This window comes from Hyphococcus formosus, from assembly GCF_046736345.1.
Taxonomy (GTDB): Bacteria; Pseudomonadota; Alphaproteobacteria; order Caulobacterales; family Parvularculaceae; genus Hyphococcus; species Hyphococcus formosus.
In genome coordinates, this window is sequence record NZ_CP157210.1 from 106,704 (window position 1) to 126,952 (window position 20,249).

The window sequence follows — 20,249 nt, forward strand, 5'->3', positions numbered from 1 at the left end:
ATGACCCAAACAACAGACCGAGACCCTGCGATTCAGGCCTTGCTTGATAAGCAAGAAATTACAGATGTGCTAAATCTTTATTTGCGTGGTGCTGACCGTGCAGACACTGATCTGATTGCAGCTGCATATCATCCCGATGCCATCGAAGAGCATGGGGGCCTCTATATGGGGCCGGCGGAAGCCTATGTTGAGTTGATGGACAAGCAATTGCCACACGCCAAAATCATGAATCATCTTTGCACAAATGTTATTATCGAGTTGGATGGCGATAAGGCGCATGTCGAATCTTACATTCTCGCCTATTCGCGAATGAAGAAAGACGATGAAAAGTTCGATAGTTTAACGTTGGCTCGTGCGATCGATGCGTTTGAGCGCCGTGATGGCGTGTGGAAGATTGCCAAGCGTCAACTGGTTTGGGAATGGAACAATGACATGCCATTTGCCGAAACCTGGGGGCGTGGATTAATTACGGATGATCCTTCGAAATTAATCCGTGGCAAGAAAAAGCCAGAAGATCTGGTTTACTCATCGAAGGGGTAAGATAATGGATGTAATAGATTCAGTCGCCATTGTAACGGGCGGCAATCGCGGAATCGGTGAGGCATTTGTTCAGGCATTTTTGGCGGCAGGGGCTAAGCGTGTCTATGTCGGAACGCGGACGCTTTCCAATGCTGATCATCTTGTCAAAGAAGACCCCGAGCGGGTCGTCGCGGTTGAACTTGATGTTTCAAAACCAGAGCAAATTGAAGCGGCGGCGGATAAATGCAAAGACGTTTCTGTTGTCGTGAACAATGCAGGCGTATTTCATAATAAGCGCTTGATTGGCGCGGAAGATATTTCCGCCGCGACCGATGAAATGAATGTAAATTATTTTGGCCTTCTCAATATGTGCCGGGCCTTCGCGCCGATCCTAAAAGAGAATGGCGGCGGCGCAATCGTAAATGTGTTGTCTGGTGGTGGTTTGGCTGCGGTTCCCGCAATGGGCGGATATAGCCCATCAAAATTTGCCGCCAGAGCCGCGTCCACTTGCATTCGTGCTGAACTCGCAAAGCAGAATACGCATGTGAGTTCGCTAATTGTCGGTTCTGTCGATACGCGTATGGCGGCCCATGTGGCCGGCCTGAAGGAGCAGCCCTCTGACATTGCGAAAGTGGGTTTGCGGGCGATTAAACACAGCATCGATGAGGTCGATACGGACCGTATGGCTGTGGAGCTTCGCGCAAATCTTGCGCGTGATCCAAAAGCGGTCGAGCGTGCCATGGCACGAATGCTGGACGCTGATCAAATTTCAACGGGGCGATAGGGGCGTAAAATGGAAATCATTCAGGTTCTCGCGGTTAATATCGCGGTTGTTGTTGCGGTATTTCTGACGCTATGGGCAATCTGTCTTAAGCTAAAAGACGTGACTATCGTCGATTCATACTGGGCGTTCGGCATGGGGATTTTGGCGATCTCCACCTTCTTTCAGTTCCCTGAACATACCCCAAGACGTTGGCTATTAATGGGTCTCTGCGTTGCGTGGGCGCTTCGCTTGGGCGGATATCTCTTCTGGCGCTGGCGCGATCATGGTCCTGACCGACGCTATGTTCGAATGATGGAAAAAGCGAAAGAACAACGCGGCTGGGGATACGCAAAAGCCTCTCTCTTATTGGTTTTTGTGACACAGGCTCCCTTGCAGTTCGCCGTTGCCTTGCCAGTACAGCTCGGCCAAATTGCCACCGAACCTGTTGCGCTGGGTTGGCTGGCCTATGCAGGCGCAGCGCTCGCAATTTTTGGTATTCTGTTTGAATCAATTGCCGATTATCAGCTTACGGCATTTCGCAAAAATCCGGATAATGCCGGAAAAGTCCTGAGTACCGGATTGTGGGCATGGTCCCGGCATCCAAATTATTTTGGTGAAGCCTGCGTTTGGTGGGGCATATACCTTGTTGCCGCTGAAACAATGATTGGCGCGGTGTCAATTTTCGGTCCAATTTTGCTGACCTATATATTGATGAAATGGAGCGGAACGCCAACGCTTGAGTATCGGATGAGAAAAACCAAGCCCGGATATATTGAGTATATCGAGCGAACCTCAGAGTTTTTCCCACTCCCGCCTAAAAAGGCTTGAATGTGATAAACTGGGCCCGGCAAAATCGCTGTGGCCCATTTTTCTAGATACCGTTTTCAAGAGGATTGACCGATGTTTCTAACTCCCAAAGAGCGTGTAAAAGAATATACCGAAAAGGGTTGGTGGGGTGATTTAACCGTTGATGATCTGCTGCAACGGAACCGTCAATCCAAACCGGATCAAATGGCGCTGATTGATCCATCAAACCGCGAGACTATGGATGGGTGCAAGCCGCGGCGTCTGACATGGGCGGAACTCGGTGACGAAGTAGACCGTATGGCCGCGACGTTCCTTGCGAATGGTTTGGTCAAAGACGATATAATTACCTATCAATTACCGAACACGATTGAGACAGTGATTGTGGCGCTGGCGGCGGCGCGCATTGGCCTCATCATAAGCCCCGTGGTCATGCCCTATCGAAAGCATGAATTAGATTACATTCTGGGCATCGTCGAGCCGAAAGCGATTATAACGGTCGCCAAGTTTGCCAAGCATGAACATGCAAAAATGGCGCTTGATCTGGATTGGCAGGGACGCGAGTCAAAAGTTTTTGTCTTGGGCGGAAACGCGCCGGAAGGTGCAATCGATACCGACAAAGAGGTAAAAGAAGCCGATCCTGAAAAAGCCATCGCTTACAGAGCGAATAATCCAATTGATCCGGCTGAAGTGTTTACGATCTTTTGGACATCGGGAACCGAAGCACGGCCAAAAGGAGTGCCACGGGATCACAATCTTTGGATCGTGAATGCCCGTATGGTCACCGAACTTGCGGATTTGCGGGAGGGAGAGACCCTTCTTAATCCGTTTCCGCTAGTGAATATTGCGTCTTTCGGGATGGTGATGCCGTGGCTTTGGCGCTGCGGGACGATGGTTCTTCATCATCCATTCGATTTGGCTGTATTTTTGAACCAGATTGCTGAAGAGCGCGTCAATTATACGATTGCAGCACCGGCAATTTTGACGGCAATTTTGAAATCCGACGAGTTGCTGAAAACCGTAGACCTTTCATCAGTGCGTGCCATTGGTTCGGGGTCAGCGCCATTGTCCCCTTGGACCATCGAAGGCTTTTCGAAAAAGTTTGGCATCGAAATTTGTAACCTCTACGGTTCAAACGAAGGGGCAACGCTGTTCAGTAACCAGCGTGCTGTGCCTGATCATGAAGAACGTGCGCGCTATTTCCCGCGTTTTGGTGTCGATGGTCTGGATTGGCAGGGGGAAGTGGCCTCGATGGTCAGAACCCGGCTGGTAGATCCGGATACGAATGAAGAGGTAACCGAAACCGGTATTCCGGGCGAACTACGTTTCCAGGGCGCGCATATATTTACCGGTTATTACAAACTGCCGGAAATAACCAAAAATGCTTTCGATGATGAAGGCTATTATTGCACGGGCGATCTCTTCGAAATCGCGGGGGAGGGTGAAAACCCTCGCTTTTATCGCTTTGTTGGGCGGTGCAAAGACATCATCGTTCGTGGCGGTATGAATATTTCGCCGGCGGAAATCGATGACTTGCTCGCTGGTCACCCCTCCTTTGTTGAGGCGGCCGTTGTTGGGCTTCCTGATGATGCGTTGGGTGAGCGGATGTGTGCGGCAGTCGTGCCAAAAGGGGATGATGTTCCTGACATCAAAGAACTGGCGCAATGGTTGAAAGATCGCGGCGTCGCCGTGTTCAAACTGCCTGAGAGTATCGAGGTCATTGATGCGTTGCCGCGCAATCCAATGAATAAAGTTCTGCGCAAAGAGCTATTGTCAAAAGTGCTCGAACAAAGAGGAGCGTGAATTTAATTCACGCTCCATTTTTTATCTTAGGCTTTAACGCCATTTTTAATGAAATCTCTATCGGCCCAGCAAGAATGTGTGCCGCTAGAGATTTTATGGGGTAGGGCAATGCGCACGACAGGCCCTGCCGAGATATTCTTTGCGTCTAGCAATACGCATTCGGATTTACCGCGATTTTCATCAATGAGGAAACTGACGAGATAGCCATCGTCCTCGTCGACGCCACCGATTTTCGGCGCAAAGGGCGACTCACTCGCATAAACGCCTTCAGGGAGTTCGAATGTTTGTGACTCGCCTGTTTTAAGATCGTGTTTGATATAGCCGTTAAACAAAAACCAGCCGGGTTTTGTTGTCGTGCTGTATACATAACGATAGGGCTTGGCGGCATAGTTCTGGTTGATCATGCCGAATTCGACGACACGATCATCAAGCGTTTCCTCGATGGTTTCACCTGTCTTCATATTGAAACGCCAGCGATGAAGTTCCGGACGGAAACTATGCTCATCGATATAGGCCATCATTTGCTCATATCCGCGTGGGCCATCCTTTAGCGGTTCAGGGGTTGGCTCGCGCTGGAAGTAGCCGTCCATGATAACTTCGTCGCCTTCTTCATAGGCGTTCATGAAATGAAGAACATAACAAGGTTTCGCTTCGAACCAGCGGATATCTTTTTCCGATCCGTAACGCGGTATAACGGCAAACCGCGAAGGAAGATCATGCGCGCGCACAGCGTGAATATCGCGCTTGAGAAGATCTTCGTCCCAGAAAACCGGCAGGTCATTCAGGATCGCGTAGTTCTTTGAGAATGCCATGTCGTGCGGCAGGCGCGGCCCCGGTAGGGGGACGGGCGTATAATGAATGAGCATCCCATGGCGATCGACCACACCGTAATGCATATAGGGTGCATATTTCGAGTAATTGAAAAACAGCAGTTCGCCATTGCTTTCGTCAACTTTGCAATGGGCGGAAACGCCGTCCAATGGTCCCCAAGGCGCGACGCCTTCTTGTTCCATTGTTTCGGCATCAAGCACATAGGCTTCGCCGCACTGATAGAAGGTTGAGATTATCTTGCCATTATGAACGACGACATCGGTGCTGGAGGAATCCTTCAACGCACCTTGCGCGCCGAAGCCGGGGCGCTTTGCGAGAGAGGTTGGGTCCGCGAGGCCACCCCATAGTGAAGAATTTGCCTCTTGCTCTGCGTGAAAGCACCGTGTCCGAACGAAACGATTTTTGTATGATGCCTTGCCGCCGCTAAAGCTCATATAATGGAGCATACCATCAGCATCAAAGGGGTGATGCCGTCCGAGCGGCTGATGGATTTGGTTTTCCGTATTACGAACGTAAATGCCATCAATATCGGTCGGAATGCTGCCTTCGATAATTTCGAGGTCCTCTGCATCCACCTCTTCATGAAGGGGTGTCCAGGCACCGTTCAAATAAGGGTGATTATTCGGCTGCAAAGAGCTTTTGACGGGTGGGAGTTTGTTGACTTTCATTCAAGCGCTCCTGCGTTTTTACTAGTCGTTACTTGGATAATAATATTGTTGTGATGCGGATTAAAGGAGTAATCGCAGTTCGAATTGTCGCTCGTTCGGATAAAAAATACGGCAAATCGGGTTGGGATCCGATTTGCCGTAAACGCGCTTTCGTTACTTTCAAATTCATTGGGAGAAGGAATATTTGAAAGCAACGAAAGGCTTGCCTGTATATTGTGGTTAGAAGCTAGTCGCGAATTTAACGCCATATGTTCTTGGTGCGCCAAATGCAGAGAACTCGTCGCCCGCAAACGGAATAATGCTGACGCGATAGAGCTTGTCGGTCATGTTACGTCCATAGAACTGCAACGACCAAGAACCGTCAGGTGCCGCGATTCCAGCACGAAGATCGAGAAGGCCGTAACCTGGCTCGAGATTTGTGTTGTCTGGGCCGTAGAACATTTTCGCCTGATAGCCGTAATCAGCATTCGCAACAAAATTGACGTTGTTTGAAATCGGCATTTCAAAATTACCGCCGACATTAAACTGATATTCTGGCGTACGCTGAATTTGATTGCCGCTATAATCGATGCCGCGCAGCGGATCGATATAGTTTTTGTATTCGGCATCAAGATAAGAGCCAGAAGCGAAGATCGTTATATAGTCGTGGGGCTTGCCTTGGAATTCGGCTTCGACACCCTTGATCGTCGCGTCTGCAGCGTTGGCAACAACAAGGACGAGATTGACGTCGTCCAATAGCTCAACCTGAAGGTCTTTGAAGTCCGTGTAGAATGCAGCAAGGTTGAAACGAACCCGGTTGTCGAACAGGTCGGTTTTCAAACCCGCTTCATAGGTCCACGCGGTTTCCGGTGAGTAAGGGGTCTCTGCCGCTGTTGCGTTTGCTGCGCCGCCTTGCCAGCCGCCACCCTTAAAGCCTTTCGCAGCGGAGAGGTAAGCAATTTTTCCGTCAGCGAAGCGCCAATCCAATGTGACCTTTGGCGTAAACTCGGACCATTTGTCATCGGTAGAGACTTGGTATTCACCCTGAACCGGAGCGGTAGAGAAAATGTTGTCCATGCCATCCGGGCCGAGGCTGTATTCTACAACTTCGATATCCCAAGTCTTTTTGTCGATCGTGTAGCGGCCACCTGCGGTAATGGTCAGGTCATCAGTGATGTCGTAGGCGACTTCACCGAACGCCGCATAGTTCTTCGATACGCCGACTTGGAAGAATTCGTTGTCGCCGTCGAGAATATCGCGGGTACTACCTGCACCGCCGGGGAGGAACGAGATCGCAGTATTTCGCGATTGGCGCCGCGTATTATCGTCGAGATAGTAAAGGCCAGCCAACCAACGGAAGCGCTGATCTTGCGCAGAGGCAAAGCGAATTTCCTGCGTAATGCCAGTGTGACGCTCAAGCTGGGTGAGGGTGGAGTCCGTCAGCGAGGGAGGAGCACCAGCGCCAGCCTGTGTCCAGCGCGCATCGCCGTCACCCTTGCGGAATGCGCCGAGATAAGTCGCGGTCACCGGACCCATATCCCACTCAAAACGAGCGGTAATACCAGCGGTTTCCTTGCGCGCATACTGTTCGTAAGGAGATTCGTTCGTACGTGGATCCTGCGAAATGAGGTTCGGTGATACTGGACCAAAGCCGGGCACGAATGGATTGTCGACCGAATGGCGTGACGGGCCGCCGCCTTCTTCGGTGCTGGCGTCAGCACTAAGATTGAGCGTCATATTGTCATTGAGGTTCCACAAGAGCGAAATCCGGCCTGCATATGATTCGAGATCTTCGAGCTCTTCATTGCGGACAATATTTTCTGCGTATCCATCATGACGGTTTTGATAGAGAGCCAAACGCAGAGCAACATTCTCGGTAATAGGACCGGTTACGTGTCCGCTTGCGTGAATGGTGTTGTAGTTTCCATAAGAAACATAACCGCCGCCGCCAAATTCGAATTGCGGTTTCGCCGTCACAAGGCTGAGGGCACCGCCAACAACGTTTTTACCGAATAGCGTTCCTTGTGGACCGCGAAGAACCTCAAGGCGTTCAAGGTCAAAAATCGGTGGCGTCGCCGAGCCGCGACGGCCAATGTAAATCTCGTCAATGAATGTACCAACCGATGCGTCAGCGGTTGCGCCATTCAGACGAACAGAGCCAACCCCGCGAATGAAGATCTCTGACTCCATGCTGTTTTGGGATTGATAGGTGAAGCTGGGCACGCGACCGGCAATTTGTGAGAGGTCGGTGATTTGGCTTTCTTTGAGCTGTTCACCACCCAGCGCGGTAACCGCGATAGGAACATCTTGAAGGTTTTCTTCAACCTTACGCGCCGTAATAACAATTGTATCGAGCCCGGCTCGCGTATTGGTTTCCGCTGCTTGAGATTCGCTCTGCGCGTGAGCTGCACCGGAGAGCAGTGTTGCCAACGCGGTGGCTTGCAAAAGCGCCATTTTAGCGTGTGGTTTGCCGATCATAATTCCTACCCTGTATATTATTTTTTGACCCTAGTGGGTCCGATTACGCAAGTTAATGATAAGAGCGGCGGTTTTGTCAATGTTAGTTCTTGACCCAAGCTGCATTGAGTGTTGAAGCTTGACATATAAGCAACAGGTAGATCCAAAAATGCTTGCGTAACAGTACGCATAATTAGCGGCTACGACAAGAAATTTGTGTTTAAAATCAAACGATTATGAGAGGAAATGCTAAAAATGGCAGGAATTGGCCTATCTAACGAGGAAAAGCTGCGTGCGGCGCGGACGATGGCGGATGCGTGGCGCGACAAGGATTGGCGCAAAGTGGGTGATCTGTTTGCGGAAGATGGTGTGCTGCATTCAATGATGGTTGCGCCAGTAAAGGGCCGCGAGGAAATATATAATCGAATCGCAGCGATGGGGGCGGGGATCGATCAAATCCTGTTGGATATCGAGCATATCGGCGTGATTGACGGTCGTGTTTATATCGAACGGGTGGACCGATTTGTTTTTAACGGGCACGAAGGAAATTTGCCGGTCGTCGGTGTTATTTCGTACAATGATGATGGCCTCATCAGCGAATGGCGCGAATATTACGACCGCTCAGAACTCCTGAAAGAAATGGGCGTTTCCGGCGATTTCGATCACGACACACGTCAATAATTAACGGCGTTGCAATCTATAGGCGTTGAACAATGGCGGCGGCACCAACACCGACGCCGCCAGTCGTGACAACCAGACCGATTTCACCGTCAAGATGGTCAAGCGAATCGAGAAGTGCACCAAATAAAATTGCGCCCGTTGCGCCCATCGGGTGCCCCATAGCTAAATGGCCGCCATTGACATTTACCCGATCAAGATCCGGTTCATAATCACGCATGAATTTAACCGGCGTCACCGCAAAGGCTTCCATAAACTCAATCGCGTCCATATCCGATAATTGCATATTCGCTTTTTTCAAAACGGCATCCATTGCGCGAAACCCTGCGGTAAGCTGCAAGAGGGGACTATCGGCTGTCTCGGCAAAAGCGATAATTTTCGCAATCGGTTTGATACCCAGCGATTCGCCAGCTCCTTGTGTTCCGAGCAGGGCAAGACCCGCACCATCCGCGATCGGCGGGCAATGGGCGATCGAGTGACGGTGCTCTAAGCTAGATAAATCGGGCATTTTTGACAAAATAATGTCGTCAAACCCGGCTTCGCCCATCGATTGGAATACGGGCTCAAGGCTGCTCAGTTTTGAGCCATCACCATGGTCGCGGATGTTTTCGTCGTGATCGAGCGCAATAGAGCCGTCGTCATTTTTGATTGCTAAAACACGATTATCGAATCGTTTTTCCGCCCATGCCTTCGCCGCTAATTGATTGGAGCGAAGGGTGAAAAAATCCATATCTGCAGCGGATATTCCCTCTACATTGGCCAGTAAGTCAGCCCCGACGCCAACCGGTGCCCAGCCCATTCGGTCCGCAAGCGTCATATCCGTATAAAAGTTGGCTTCATCGGTAAGAAAGCCGACCTGCGACATGGATTCGACGCCGCCGCTGATGACGAGTTCGTTCTCGCCACTTAATATTCGGCGCGCGCCCGCAGCAATTGCACTCAATCCACCAACGCAGAAATTATTGATCGATAGCGGAGCAACATTTGAAGGCAGGTCGGATAATAATTTAGACGCAACGGCAATATGCCCGCCCTGCGCGCCAATTTGCGTCACGCAGCTCAAGGTGAATGAATCAATCTTATCGACAAGCGCGCCTGCATTGCGTTGGCGTAATCCGTCGATCAACTGACTCACCAAGATCGGTGGCCTGACTTCCGCCATTGACCCATCAGCGCGCCCGCGCCCTCGCGGGCTTCGAACCGCATCGTAAACAAAAACTTCCATTAGATCCGCGTCCAGCCTTTTAGATTTTTTGTGTGCACCCGCAGCAATTCCCCCAGACAATTATAAGCCTGAAAAAGAGGGCTTGACCGCTCGAGGCTTTCTCTATCGTATAGCTTGCATTGTCATACCTAGCAAGGAGGGAACATAATGAACATAGAAATACGGCAATCAACGCGCGCTTTCGGGCTGTCAATCGTCGCCGCGTTTGCGCTTGCGGGCTGTTCTGCGGCCGATAGCGCAGACCCCGCGCCAAAAGCCAGCGCCAGCGAAAAAGCCGGTGCGGGCGAAGAAGAGATTGCTGTTGTCATGGAAATGGTTGATGCGTGGAATAACAATGATTGGGAAAAGGTCGTTGATCTTTTCGCCGATGATGGTGTTCTTCATTCAATGATGATCGAACCCATTACCGGTAAAGAATCAATCCGAGCACGAATTAACCATATGGGTGAGGGGCTTGAGACCATCACGCTGCACATTAAAAATATTGGTGTCGGCGGAGATGTCGTATTCATCGAGCGAGTCGACGATTTCGTTTATAATGGTCATTCTGGTCAGGTTCCCGTTGCTGGAGTCATCGAAATCGTTGACGGAAAGGTAAAAGTCTGGCGCGAATATTATGACCGCGCGGAACTTTTACGTGAAATGGGCGTGGCCGTCGATTTTGATTCTGAGGCTCGTTAATGAGTACGGAAATCGAAAATCCGCAAAAAAATAACTCTGGAAACCTAAGCTACCCAAAGCCCTTAATTGCCTGGTTTACTGTCGCCGCATTGTTTGTTGCGTATATTTTTTCGTTCATTGATCGAATGATAATTGGTTTGCTTGTCGAGCCAATGAAAGCGGATTTGCAGATTTCCGATACGGAGATCAGCCTGTTGCAGGGAATGGCATTTGCGGTCTTTTATACGATCGCAGGTATTCCTATTGGCAGGCTGATCGACCGCTCTTCGCGGGTGAAAATTATTTCGATTGGCATAAGCTTGTGGAGCTTGATGACGATGGTTTGTGGTTTCGCGAGCCATTATTGGCAGTTGTTTCTTGCACGCATGGGCGTTGGCGTAGGTGAGGCGACGCTTTCCCCCGCGGCCTATTCAATCATCACGGACAGTTTTGCCCCAAATCGATTGGGGCTCGCTATGGGCGTGTACGGATTAGGGTCGGCGATCGGCGCTGGTCTTGCTTTTATAATTGGTGCTGCGGTCATTTCTCTTGTGGCGAGTACAGGCGATGTTGTCCTACCGATCGTAGGCGAGGTCCGGTCTTGGCAGGCAGCGTTTCTGATCGTGGGGGCGCCGGGCTTTTTGGTTGCCGTAATTTTTACGATTTTACCTGAGCCTGCCAGGCGTTCAGTAACGGGTAAGCCGGTTGAAACCGCGCCCATGAGCGATGTGATCAAGTTTGTCAAAAGCCGTTTCTCCGTACTCGCAGGAATATTTTTCGCGGTCGGATTTGTGAACTTGTCTGTCTTTGCGGCGGTGTCGTGGTTGCCCGTTCTCTATATGAGAAGCTATGGGATGGCGCTTGCGGATGCGGGCTATGTCGCCGGCGGGGCGATGGTGTTTGCAGGGTTCGTTGGTCTATTGGGCGGCGGATGGATTTGCGACAAGCTTGGCGGTCTGCCGCATCAAAGAATTATGGTTTCTGCCGTAGCTGGTATAGGCGGTATTATTGGTGGCTTTTTGTTTCCATTAATGCCCGGGCCGATTAGTGCAACTATTCTATTTATAGTGTTTTTCATCGCCTGTACGACGCCCGTCGGGGCGGCGGTATCGGCCTTACAGCAAATTTCACCCAATACGATGCGTGCAACATTATCGGCAGCGTATCTTTTTGTGGTCAACATTGTTGGCATGGCGTTCGGTCCCACGGCTACGGCGCTGATTGGCGATGTTTTCTTCCCTCAAGATGGGGGTATCCGCTATGCGATGGCCATTGTGGCCGGGCTCGGTTTTGTCGTGGCTGTTGGTTTGTTTCTCAATACAGCGCGGCACTTAAAGGGATGGACACCGGATGAGGCTATCCCTGCGGAGCCAGTCAAATCACCAGCGCACGCGCCAAATCTCGGTCCGGCTGTGGCGGATGAAGGCGTTGTTTGAGTTTCGCCAAAGATTAAACTAAAACCAATTGGAGAGGCGATAAAAAAGATTATAAACGCAGGCAAATAATGAAACAGCCAAAGCTAATAAGAACCTGTTCCATTTGGCGGGCATTAGAGGTTATTGGCGATACCTCGGTTTTGCTGATCTTGGAATCGATTTGGCTAGGTGCCCATCGGTTTGACGAAATTCGTGGACGGACAGGTCTTTTAAAGGCCTTACTTAGCGATCGTCTAAAGCGACTGGTTGCAGCCGATGTTCTTGAAAAACGCCTGTATAATAAAAACCCGCCCCGCTACGAATATGTAGCGACGCAAAAGGGGCGGGACCTTTACTGGACTGCGCTTATGCTACTTCGGTGGGAGCGCAATTGGGGTACGAAAGTCGGTAAAATTAAAATCAAGCTGCGCCACAAGACATGCGGCGAGATTTTTGAGCCTGTCCCGCTGTGCGGCCATTGCAAGGAGCCGGCGCTTGCCCGTGAAGTAACCTGGAAAGAGGGCCCTGGTGTTGGCCTGATGGCCCCGAAATATAGCCGGCGTCGTCAGCACCGCGAGGTCGGAAGCGACGAAGCCGAAGCAACCTCTTTGATGGAAGATTCGGCGCAATTAATGGGCGACCGTTGGGCCGGTTTAATCCTTCGCTCGATTTTTACCGGTTTGCGCCGTTTCGAAGAGATTCGGAAAGATACGGCAATTGCCACCAACATACTTTCCGAACGTCTGGCATGGCTTCTCGAGAAAGAGATTATCACACAGCATCAATATTCCGACGTGCCCGTAAGATATGAATATCGGCTAAGCGAGAAGGGCCTTGATTACTATCCGGCTTTGCTGATGCTTCTTCAGTGGGGGGATAAATATTATGTTTCTCCCGAAGGGCCGCCGCTCTTATTGACGCATAAGCCGTGTAACAAGACGCTCGATGCAATCGTGGCGTGCTCTCATTGTCATGAAGCGATCCTTGCGCAGGACGTTGAATTCGAGATTGAAGAATCAAAAAGTTCGGCAAAAAAATCAGCATAACCTAGCTTTCATTATCGTACCGACTGAATTAGACTGGCCTAATCAGCTAAACGGGCGGAAGCGATGGGCGTAAACGCTGCGAGTGATAAAGGCCGGGTCGCCATAGTGACCGGCGCGGGCAAAGGGCTCGGTGCAGCTTATGCCCGTGCGCTTGGTGCGAGCGGGTATCGGCTGGTCGTCAATAACCGAAAGCGTGAAGGCGAACCGTCCTCGGCTGACCGTATTGTCGAAGACCTGCGAAACTCCGGTGTTGAGGCAGTTGCGGAATATTCCGACGTCGCGAGTGCTGACGCATCAGAAACCATCGTCAACAAGGCAATCACGGCATTCGGACGGCTCGACGTCGTTGTATTTAATGCTGGTATCGTTGGTGAAGTCGGATGGTTTGGCACCAATGACATTGAAAACTTCCGAAATGTATTGGAAGTCAACTATATCGCGAATGTGCAATTGGCATTAGCGGCGCTGCCCCACCTAAAAGAGTCAGGCTCTGGCCGGATGGTGTTCGTATCGTCGGCTGCCGGGTTATATGGCGCACGCGGATTGTCCCCCTATGCGGGTGCCAAAGGTGCGTTGACGGCATTTGCGTTGACCTTGAGTGACGAGCTCAAGCGATATGGAATCGGCGTTAATGTAGTGACGCCATTCGCAGTGACGCAAATGACAGAAGGTGATTTTGGTGCCGATAGCGAATATGCAAAGCCAGAACATACGGCGCCAGCAATTGTATGGATGGCGAGTAAAGACAACCCAATGACGGGCCAGATATGGGTGGCAGCCGGTGGTCATTACCGACGAGCAGTAAGTGTTGAGACCATTGGTGGGGCAGGCGAAAACACCGCCGAGTGGCTTATAGAAAATATCGACCTGTTGTCGTCGCTTGAAGAGATCAAGACATTTCCCGGCGCGCAAGAGGCCTTCCGTGATATTTTTAGCGAAATAATTCGTAGTCAGAAAAAGAACAATCAGGGCGAGAATTGATATGGGTTATAAAGTAATTCAGTGGGCTACCGGCGCGATGGGAAAAACCTGTTTGCGCGGGGTGGTTGATCGCCCTGATCTCGAACTTGTTGGCGTTTACGTCTATGGTGACCGAAAAAATGGTTTGGATGCTGGTGATATCCTTCGCCGCGAAAAGGTCGGCGTGACAGCCACAAACAATATCGATGAAATTCTTTCTCTCGACGCTGACGTTGTAATTCACGCAGCAAGACTTCAGCCTCCTTATGATGGGCATGATGATGGCATCTGCCGACTGTTAGAGGCTGGTATGAATGTGATTTCTATAAACGGGAACACATTTCCGGGGCACTGGCCTGAGAGTCGGCAAAAGCGGATTGCGGAAGCCGGTAAAAAGGGCAATGCGAGTTTCATGGGGGCGGGGCTCAATCCCGGCTTCGCTGCCGAAAAACTAACCACGGCAGCAACGGGAATTTGTTTGGGTGTCGAGAAGGTAACAATATCGGAAACGGTTTTGTGTCATGAAATGCGCAGTCCCGAATATGTTTTCGATCTTTTAGGTTTCGGCTCGGTCCCCGGAGAGATCGATCCAAATGCGAATGATTGGGCACCCGGTGCGTTGTTAAACGACATGTTCGAAGAAGTGGTGGCCTGCGTAGCGGATCGAATGTGTCTGCCGCTTGATGCGATAGAGCGGGACCACCGGATGTTACCGGCGAAAGAGGATTTGACGATTGCGGCAGGCGAAATCAAAAAGGGGACCGTCAGTCATCTCGACTGGTGCTGGCGCGGTGTTGTTGATGGAGCACCTGTCATCAATCTTGAGATTGCATGGGTTATGAACGCGGCCCATCTTGATCTATCCCCCGACGATTTATGGCGTATAAGGATAGATGGAACACCGACCGTCAATATAGCGCTCGGTCTAGAAGCCCCGGCTGGATTTGAGGGACGAACATCCGTCGAGCAATTGGCGGTCGCGGGCTCCGTGTTAAATTCAATTCCGTTTGTGGTCGATGCCGCGCCGGGACCGGTCGCGACACTGCCGTCGACGCCGTGGCAAAAACCGGTTAGCTAGTCGGCCATTCTGCATTCCATAAAGGTGTTGTTTTGCTTTCCTCTATGGCTTGTGCGTATCCCGCTTTAAGCTCGTCAATGATTTGCTTTGCTGGGCGAATTTCCCTGACGGCACCGACGCCATGCCCCGCAGACCAAAGGTCGCGCCATGCCTTTATGTCTTTTTGAGACTCGGCAAAGTCTGGGCGTCCACGGCCGGCAACTGCATCTAAATCAACGCCTGCGCGCTCTAGGCTCGCTTTCAGGTAATAGGCATTTGCACCGGTAATCGCGCTTGATGCGACGAGGTCGCGGAATTCTGCCGCAACGACAAATTTCCGATAATCAGGATGCGCAAGCGTTTCATCAGCACCAAGAAAATGTGTCCCAACATAGGCTAAATCTGCCCCTAGAATTTCAGCAGAGCGAACGGCGCGGCCAGTATTGATCCCGCCGCCCAATACGATGATCCCATCAAAGAACTCGCGAACTGCCGATACAAAGGCGAATGAACCCATCTCGCCGGTGTGCCCACCGGCACCGGCGCTAACAAGAACAAGCCCATCAACGCCTGCATCGGCGGCTTTTCTTGCATATTCGACGGAATTCACATCTGCGAAAACCAGCCCGCCATAGCCGTGAACCGTCGGGATAATTGGCTTCGGGCCGCCAAGGGCGGTAATCACGATTTCCGGTTTATACTTCTCCAGCATCTCAATTTCAGCGGATAGCCGATCATAAGAGGAATGGGTGATCATATTCGCCGCGAACGGGGCTAGCCCGTCGGTGTCGGTGAAGGTTGCCGACAGCCACTCTTCGAGCATTTCCGGGGTCCGCGCGAGCGGGAAGGGGAACGAGCCAATGATGCCTTCACGCCTGACGGCGCGCACAAGTTCCGGCCCAGAGACAAGAAACATTGGCGCAACAATAATAGGGAGTGCTACTCTGCCTTCGAACCGGGATAGTAATGTTCTTGATTTGGTCGTCATGTTCTTGGGTTTCCCTATTTATTGAGATGTATATGTAACTTGCATTAACGTACCTAAAGGGATACCAAACTTTATGTGGCAATACCAGACCCGGAATTTCCTCGGGTTCGCTTGCAGGAGACATTTCAATGACGACAAAAACTTTCGTTCTAGGTGGCTATCAGACAGATTTCAGCCGAAATTGGGCACGCGAGGGCCTGTCGTTATTTGATATGTTCAAAGAAACAGTCGAAGGCGGACTAAATGCAACCGCCCTTGAGCCGGATCAGATCAATGCGGCGCATGTGGGTAATTTTACCTCTGAGCTTTTTTGTAATCAGGGCCATTTAGGCGGTTTCTTTACTGCTACGGATTGGCGGTTTGATGGGATGCCGGCCCAACGGCATGAGGCCGCCTGCGCGTCCGGTAGCATGGCGATGATGTCGGCGATGGCTGAAATCGAAGCGGGCCGTTATGACGTCATTGCTGTATTAGGCATAGAGATGATGCGGAACGTGCCTGGCGATCAGGCGGCGAAATTTATTGGCGGCCCCGCCATGTGGGCAGATCGTGAATGCACGGATGTTAAATATCCTTGGCCGCATATTTTTTCTGAACTGGCTGATGAATATGATCACCGATATGGCCTGAAATTCGAACATTTGGCGGGCATTTCAAAGATCAACTTTGACAATGCAAGACGCAATCCCAATGCGCAATCGCGGAACTGGACGTTCACCGACGAAAGTTTTCAGGAGAATGATGAAGCCAATCCCCTAATTTCCGGGCGTATTCGCCGTTCCGATTGCGGGCAGGTCACTGATGGTGCGGCTGTCGTATTTTTAGCGAGTGAGCGCGCTGCGCGCGAATATGCGCAAAAGCACGGGAAATCTATTGAAAATATTGCCCGTATTGATGGCTGGGGACACAGAACCTCACATATTTCGTATAAAGATAAAATTGAAGCAAGCCGAAATGGAGACTATGTCGTGCCGAATGCGCGGCGAGCGATCGAAGACGCATTTGCGCGGGCAAATATTTCAATTGATGATCTAAGCGGAATTGAAACCCATGACTGCTTTACGTCGAATGAATATATGGCGATCGATCATTTCGGTATCACTGCACCCGGTGAAAGCTGGAAAGCCATTGAAAATGGAGATATCGCAATGGGCGGGCGCATTCCGGTCAATCCAAGTGGTGGTTTGATCGGGCTAGGCCACCCGGTCGGGGCGACTGGTGTGCGGATGATGCTTGATTGCGCAAAACAGGTTACCGGCACGGCGGGCGATTATCAGGTCGAGGGCGCAAATAAATTCGGTATTCTGAATATTGGCGGAAGTTGCACGACCGTCGCATCCTTCGTTGTTGCCGCATAAAAAAAGAGAGCGCCAAAGCGCTCTCCTTTTTGAGTTCTCACGGTTTAATCATTAAACCGGGGGGCGACCTCGTATCGCTCTTGCAACCAATGCAATGACGAACAATACAAGGAATACAAAGAACAAGATTTGTGCGATGCTCGCAGCGCCGGAAGCGATGCCGCCGAAACCGAAGATGGCTGCAATAATCGCAATCACAAAGAATGTTAGTGCCCAACCAAGCATGGTATCCTCCTTTGGTTATCACGATCGCCGCGCCAGTTTTATCAAACGCTGCGATTGAATTCCGAACACGGTCACTCGCGGTTGGTTCCGGTAAAAATATCCGCAAATTTAGGGCGTATGCTGTAAACGTTGTAATCCGCGTTTAACCGGACGAAACGTATCCGCTTCACCGATCAACAGGCCGATTGGGCGCAAAAAGTCTGAGTGATCGCAAATCGTTTTGAAGATCACGAATACCGGGATTGAAATTACCGCGCCAGCGGGGCCCCACATCCATGTCCAGAAACTAACATTGAGGATTATGGCAAGCGGGCTGATGGTAAGCCTTACCCCAATCAGCGTGGGCGTCACGAAATTTGATTCGATGAAATTAAACGCGATGAATATCGCCGGTACTGTTAAAATCTCGACCCAGCTGTCAAATTGAACAAGGCCGGAGATCGTCAGCAACGATGTCAATATTATTGGCCCAAGATAGGGGATAAAATTGAGAATAGCCGCTAGGCCGCCCCAGATATATGGCGAAGGCATGCCAATTGCCCACATCGCAAGGCCGGTGGCGACGCCCAAGCCAATATTGATCATCAGCATCGTGAACATATAAGCGCCCACTTTTTGCTCGATTGCCCGTAGCATCCTTGCTGTTTGGCGCATTCCCGACATCGTACCGCGCAGCAAAATTAATTTGCGCCGAATATCCAAACGCGAGGCGAGAAAAAAATAGGTTAGAACGGCCGTAAAAAGGATCTGGACGATGAAGGTTCGGGCGGAGGCAAATAAAATATCGCCGATTTCCGGGCCTTGTACGGTCACTTCTTCAGTCGTTTTGTCGTTTCCCAGTTTCGCCAGATCATTGACCTGTTCGGAAACGTCCTGGACCTTGGAGACAGCATTTTCGACCCCCGCAAGTTTGTCACGGGCCTGTTCCATCACCGTGGGTAGTTTTTCGATCCACGCTGCTCCCGGTTGGATAACCAGATATAAGCCGTAGATAAATAGCGTGAATGCCAACAATACAACGATGAGGGCGCGCAGGCCGGTTGGCACAGCGCGCCGACGTAACCATTCTGTGGCGGGGGCCAAGAGAATACTCAGAACGAAAGCTGTCGTAATCGGAATTAAGACAGGCCGCGCAAACCAAAGGCCTGTACAAACTGCGACAACGGCAATGCATGCAGTCGCGATTGCAGTGATAATGAGGAGCCGGTCATTAAAAGAGAGGCTTTCAGGTTGCCCGAGAAAACCAAATGCGCCGGGCAGGCGAAAGGTTTTCGGCCGATCGGTACTGGTCGCGGAATAGTCCGTTTGATCTGTGCTGATCGTGCCGTCCATCATCGAAATATCCCAAGAACCCGTAGCCCATTGCGCAAACAAAATCGGCTAGTGGTTGGTTCCGGTGAAGGGGCTAGGGCGCGTTTCCGACGGTGAGAAGGAAAAAGCCGGAATAAGCTGCGATAAGAACGATTACGAGAAACGCAGCGAGTAGCGCTCTCTTTTTAACGTAACCAAAGTCTGTTGTGCGTGCGACATCGGAGACGGCCGCTGCGACTTCTTCGGATATGTTATGGGCGTTGTATTTTGAAAGGGCGATCCATAGGCGATTTGGGCCGCTCTCGGTCGCGATCATGGCTTCGGCATAGGCGCGTTCAAATGCGATCCCCGCAACCAGTTCGACAAGCGCTTTCTTCGGATTCCATTGGTGCATGCGGATCAACTGTAAAGCCGGCGTTATAAAGGGAAGTGTTACCATCGCATCACGGACGAGATAAGCGCTGATCAAACAACCGACTACAATTTTTAGTCCAGTGGATGTCAGGTGCCCATGAGCATAAAGGAGATAAACCGCCCCAATCAGCCCGGCTTTGATGAGCAAATTCAGAGAGAAGGAAAGCAAGCGCTCGGAAATCACCTGACCGATTTCCTTATTCATCTCGGTCACTGCAATTGCGCGGGCGGTTTCAATTTCGGTAGGGATTTTATTTTCGATTTCGCGATTTATGGCGCGCCGACCGAGAATGGCAGCCCCGCCAAGTGTTGCCGCCATAATGATCAGTCTTGCAATCATTTATCTATCCGCGTGTCGCGCTCACCCAGTTCGAAAATCGCGCAAAATCTCAACCGGTCCACGCGATGCTGCGCGATCAATGAATTGCCGAAAGAGATCACGCATGTCCTCGCGGTATATTAGCAACTCCGGGTGGAACTGCACCCCCATGTAATAGTGCATATCGGGGTCTTCAATGGCTTGAACGATGCCGTTTCGCTCCCGCGCCGTGACGCGCAGATCTTTGCCCAGCCGTTTGATGGCTTGTTTATGAAGTGAATTCACGCGGCTACAGGTTGCGGCGAATGCCCGTTGCAACAAGGAGCCATGTTCAATGTCGATCGTTTTGCGGAAGAAGATCTTACCGGCCACGCCATTCGGATAGGCCGTATCTTCATATTCCGCCGTCACATCCGCATAGAGCGCGCCACCACGAACGACATTCATCATCTGCGCGCCGCGGCAAATACCGAGCGCAGGGATATCCTCCTGTTTAGCTTGTTTAGCCAGTTCTAATTCAAGCGCATCGCGATCACGATCATAAACATATCCTTGTTTTGGCGTTTGGTCATAAAGCATCGGGAACACATCCTGACCGCCGCCAAACAAAACACCATGAATGAGTGGACGCTTCCTTTGCTCATCCGGGGTCAGGGCAATCGGTTCACCGCCACAGATTCTGACGGCAGCGGCCACAGCCGCATAGGCCCAGTTGTCTTTCTTGACGGGCTTGGTGATACCAATGACAGGCTTGGTAAGCTTACGCATG

At 51.1% G+C, this 20,249-nt stretch carries 19 protein-coding genes; 11 read left to right on the forward strand and 8 right to left on the reverse strand.

What is annotated here, in order from left to right; all coding sequences use genetic code 11:
• The 4 genes from ABFZ83_RS00475 (at window position 1) to ABFZ83_RS00490 (ending at window position 3,889) form a co-directional block, all read left to right on the forward strand.
• Entirely contained in the window at window positions 1–540 is a 540-nt protein-coding gene (locus ABFZ83_RS00475; protein WP_411817469.1) for a nuclear transport factor 2 family protein, read from the forward strand.
• A gap of 4 nt (window positions 541–544) precedes the next feature.
• Window positions 545–1,303 carry an SDR family oxidoreductase gene (locus ABFZ83_RS00480; protein ID WP_411817470.1) on the forward strand — a complete coding sequence of 253 codons (759 nt, stop codon included), beginning with the start codon at window positions 545–547 and terminating at the stop codon, window positions 1,301–1,303.
• A gap of 9 nt (window positions 1,304–1,312) precedes the next feature.
• Window positions 1,313–2,110 carry a DUF1295 domain-containing protein gene (locus tag ABFZ83_RS00485; protein ID WP_411817471.1) on the forward strand — a complete coding sequence of 266 codons (798 nt, stop codon included), beginning with the start codon at window positions 1,313–1,315 and terminating at the stop codon, window positions 2,108–2,110.
• Between the two features lie 72 nt (window positions 2,111–2,182).
• Window positions 2,183–3,889 carry a class I adenylate-forming enzyme family protein gene (locus tag ABFZ83_RS00490; RefSeq protein WP_411817472.1) on the forward strand — a complete coding sequence of 569 codons (1,707 nt, stop codon included), beginning with the start codon at window positions 2,183–2,185 and terminating at the stop codon, window positions 3,887–3,889.
• Window positions 3,890–3,915: 26 nt separating this feature from the next.
• On the opposite strand, the gene ABFZ83_RS00495 is transcribed toward ABFZ83_RS00490, so the two are convergent.
• Both ABFZ83_RS00495 and ABFZ83_RS00500 read right to left on the reverse strand, forming a co-directional pair.
• Window positions 3,916–5,388, reverse strand: a complete 1,473-nt coding sequence (locus tag ABFZ83_RS00495) for a carotenoid oxygenase family protein (RefSeq protein ID WP_411817473.1) — start codon at window positions 5,386–5,388, stop codon at window positions 3,916–3,918.
• Between the two features lie 219 nt (window positions 5,389–5,607).
• Window positions 5,608–7,845, reverse strand: a complete 2,238-nt coding sequence (locus ABFZ83_RS00500) for a TonB-dependent receptor (protein ID WP_411817474.1) — start codon at window positions 7,843–7,845, stop codon at window positions 5,608–5,610.
• A 234-nt stretch (window positions 7,846–8,079) separates the two neighbouring features.
• On the opposite strand from ABFZ83_RS00500, the gene ABFZ83_RS00505 reads away from it, so the two are divergent.
• Window positions 8,080–8,505: a nuclear transport factor 2 family protein gene (locus tag ABFZ83_RS00505; RefSeq protein WP_411817475.1), complete on the forward strand. Its 426-nt coding sequence runs from the start codon at window positions 8,080–8,082 to the stop codon at window positions 8,503–8,505.
• 16 nt (window positions 8,506–8,521) lie between these two features.
• Here the strand turns inward: ABFZ83_RS00505 and ABFZ83_RS00510 are convergent, their stop codons facing one another.
• Window positions 8,522–9,727 (reverse strand): acetyl-CoA C-acyltransferase, encoded by a 1,206-nt coding sequence (locus ABFZ83_RS00510; protein ID WP_411817476.1) that lies wholly within the window; start codon window positions 9,725–9,727, stop codon window positions 8,522–8,524.
• 147 nt (window positions 9,728–9,874) lie between these two features.
• Here ABFZ83_RS00510 and ABFZ83_RS00515 point away from each other — a divergent pair, with 147 nt between their 5' ends.
• The 5 genes from ABFZ83_RS00515 to ABFZ83_RS00535 all read left to right on the forward strand — a co-directional run bounded on the left by ABFZ83_RS00515 (window position 9,875) and on the right by ABFZ83_RS00535 (window position 14,886).
• Window positions 9,875–10,408, forward strand: coding sequence for an SgcJ/EcaC family oxidoreductase (locus ABFZ83_RS00515; RefSeq protein WP_411817477.1), 534 nt, complete (start codon window positions 9,875–9,877; stop codon window positions 10,406–10,408).
• On the forward strand, window positions 10,408–11,823 hold the full coding sequence (locus ABFZ83_RS00520; RefSeq protein ID WP_411817478.1) for a spinster family MFS transporter: 1,416 nt from the start codon (window positions 10,408–10,410) through the stop codon (window positions 11,821–11,823). The genes ABFZ83_RS00515 and ABFZ83_RS00520 overlap by 1 nt, the downstream gene beginning before the upstream one ends.
• A 68-nt stretch (window positions 11,824–11,891) precedes the next feature.
• Window positions 11,892–12,848: a winged helix-turn-helix transcriptional regulator gene (locus tag ABFZ83_RS00525; protein WP_411817479.1), complete on the forward strand. Its 957-nt coding sequence runs from the start codon at window positions 11,892–11,894 to the stop codon at window positions 12,846–12,848.
• Between the two features lie 63 nt (window positions 12,849–12,911).
• Window positions 12,912–13,829: an SDR family NAD(P)-dependent oxidoreductase gene (locus tag ABFZ83_RS00530; RefSeq protein WP_411817480.1), complete on the forward strand. Its 918-nt coding sequence runs from the start codon at window positions 12,912–12,914 to the stop codon at window positions 13,827–13,829.
• 1 nt (window position 13,830) lies between these two features.
• The gene (locus ABFZ83_RS00535) at window positions 13,831–14,886 is read left to right on the forward strand and encodes a hypothetical protein (RefSeq protein ID WP_411817481.1); all 1,056 of its coding nucleotides are present in this window, start codon (window positions 13,831–13,833) and stop codon (window positions 14,884–14,886) included.
• Here the strand turns inward: ABFZ83_RS00535 and ABFZ83_RS00540 are convergent.
• On the reverse strand, window positions 14,879–15,853 hold the full coding sequence (locus ABFZ83_RS00540; protein WP_411817482.1) for an NAD(P)H-dependent flavin oxidoreductase: 975 nt from the start codon (window positions 15,851–15,853) through the stop codon (window positions 14,879–14,881). The genes ABFZ83_RS00535 and ABFZ83_RS00540 overlap by 8 nt on opposite strands.
• 128 nt (window positions 15,854–15,981) lie before the next feature.
• Here ABFZ83_RS00540 and ABFZ83_RS00545 point away from each other — a divergent pair, with 128 nt between their 5' ends.
• Window positions 15,982–17,211 (forward strand): acetyl-CoA acetyltransferase, encoded by a 1,230-nt coding sequence (locus ABFZ83_RS00545; protein ID WP_411817483.1) that lies wholly within the window; start codon window positions 15,982–15,984, stop codon window positions 17,209–17,211.
• A 51-nt stretch (window positions 17,212–17,262) separates the two neighbouring features.
• On the opposite strand, the gene ABFZ83_RS00550 is transcribed toward ABFZ83_RS00545, so the two are convergent.
• From ABFZ83_RS00550 to ABFZ83_RS00565, 4 genes are all read right to left on the reverse strand, one after another.
• Complete coding sequence (locus ABFZ83_RS00550) at window positions 17,263–17,436, reverse strand: DUF1328 domain-containing protein (protein WP_411817484.1); 174 nt, start codon at window positions 17,434–17,436, stop codon at window positions 17,263–17,265.
• A gap of 108 nt (window positions 17,437–17,544) precedes the next feature.
• Complete coding sequence (locus tag ABFZ83_RS00555) at window positions 17,545–18,771, reverse strand: AI-2E family transporter (protein WP_411817485.1); 1,227 nt, start codon at window positions 18,769–18,771, stop codon at window positions 17,545–17,547.
• 70 nt (window positions 18,772–18,841) lie between these two features.
• On the reverse strand, window positions 18,842–19,501 hold the full coding sequence (locus ABFZ83_RS00560) for a hypothetical protein (protein WP_411817486.1): 660 nt from the start codon (window positions 19,499–19,501) through the stop codon (window positions 18,842–18,844).
• Between the two features lie 21 nt (window positions 19,502–19,522).
• On the reverse strand, window positions 19,523–20,248 hold the full coding sequence (locus tag ABFZ83_RS00565; RefSeq protein ID WP_411817487.1) for a gamma-glutamyl-gamma-aminobutyrate hydrolase family protein: 726 nt from the start codon (window positions 20,246–20,248) through the stop codon (window positions 19,523–19,525).
• Between the last annotated feature and the right edge of the window lies 1 nt (window position 20,249).

Excerpts from the sequence above, each read along its gene's own strand:
- ABFZ83_RS00475 (WP_411817469.1), top strand. The coding sequence starts at position 1 with ATGACCCAAACAACAGACCGAGACCCTGCGATTCAGGCCTTGCTTGAT.
- ABFZ83_RS00480 (WP_411817470.1), top strand. The coding sequence starts at position 545 with ATGGATGTAATAGATTCAGTCGCCATTGTAACGGGCGGCAATCGCGGA.
- ABFZ83_RS00485 (WP_411817471.1), top strand. The coding sequence starts at position 1,313 with ATGGAAATCATTCAGGTTCTCGCGGTTAATATCGCGGTTGTTGTTGCG.
- ABFZ83_RS00490 (WP_411817472.1), top strand. The coding sequence starts at position 2,183 with ATGTTTCTAACTCCCAAAGAGCGTGTAAAAGAATATACCGAAAAGGGT.
- ABFZ83_RS00495 (WP_411817473.1), bottom strand. The coding sequence starts at position 5,388 with ATGAAAGTCAACAAACTCCCACCCGTCAAAAGCTCTTTGCAGCCGAAT.
- ABFZ83_RS00500 (WP_411817474.1), bottom strand. The coding sequence starts at position 7,845 with ATGATCGGCAAACCACACGCTAAAATGGCGCTTTTGCAAGCCACCGCG.
- ABFZ83_RS00505 (WP_411817475.1), top strand. The coding sequence starts at position 8,080 with ATGGCAGGAATTGGCCTATCTAACGAGGAAAAGCTGCGTGCGGCGCGG.
- ABFZ83_RS00510 (WP_411817476.1), bottom strand. The coding sequence starts at position 9,727 with ATGGAAGTTTTTGTTTACGATGCGGTTCGAAGCCCGCGAGGGCGCGGG.
- ABFZ83_RS00515 (WP_411817477.1), top strand. The coding sequence starts at position 9,875 with ATGAACATAGAAATACGGCAATCAACGCGCGCTTTCGGGCTGTCAATC.
- ABFZ83_RS00520 (WP_411817478.1), top strand. The coding sequence starts at position 10,408 with ATGAGTACGGAAATCGAAAATCCGCAAAAAAATAACTCTGGAAACCTA.
- ABFZ83_RS00525 (WP_411817479.1), top strand. The coding sequence starts at position 11,892 with ATGAAACAGCCAAAGCTAATAAGAACCTGTTCCATTTGGCGGGCATTA.
- ABFZ83_RS00530 (WP_411817480.1), top strand. The coding sequence starts at position 12,912 with ATGGGCGTAAACGCTGCGAGTGATAAAGGCCGGGTCGCCATAGTGACC.
- ABFZ83_RS00535 (WP_411817481.1), top strand. The coding sequence starts at position 13,831 with ATGGGTTATAAAGTAATTCAGTGGGCTACCGGCGCGATGGGAAAAACC.
- ABFZ83_RS00540 (WP_411817482.1), bottom strand. The coding sequence starts at position 15,853 with ATGACGACCAAATCAAGAACATTACTATCCCGGTTCGAAGGCAGAGTA.
- ABFZ83_RS00545 (WP_411817483.1), top strand. The coding sequence starts at position 15,982 with ATGACGACAAAAACTTTCGTTCTAGGTGGCTATCAGACAGATTTCAGC.
- ABFZ83_RS00550 (WP_411817484.1), bottom strand. The coding sequence starts at position 17,436 with ATGCTTGGTTGGGCACTAACATTCTTTGTGATTGCGATTATTGCAGCC.
- ABFZ83_RS00555 (WP_411817485.1), bottom strand. The coding sequence starts at position 18,771 with ATGATGGACGGCACGATCAGCACAGATCAAACGGACTATTCCGCGACC.
- ABFZ83_RS00560 (WP_411817486.1), bottom strand. The coding sequence starts at position 19,501 with ATGATTGCAAGACTGATCATTATGGCGGCAACACTTGGCGGGGCTGCC.
- ABFZ83_RS00565 (WP_411817487.1), bottom strand. The coding sequence starts at position 20,248 with ATGCGTAAGCTTACCAAGCCTGTCATTGGTATCACCAAGCCCGTCAAG.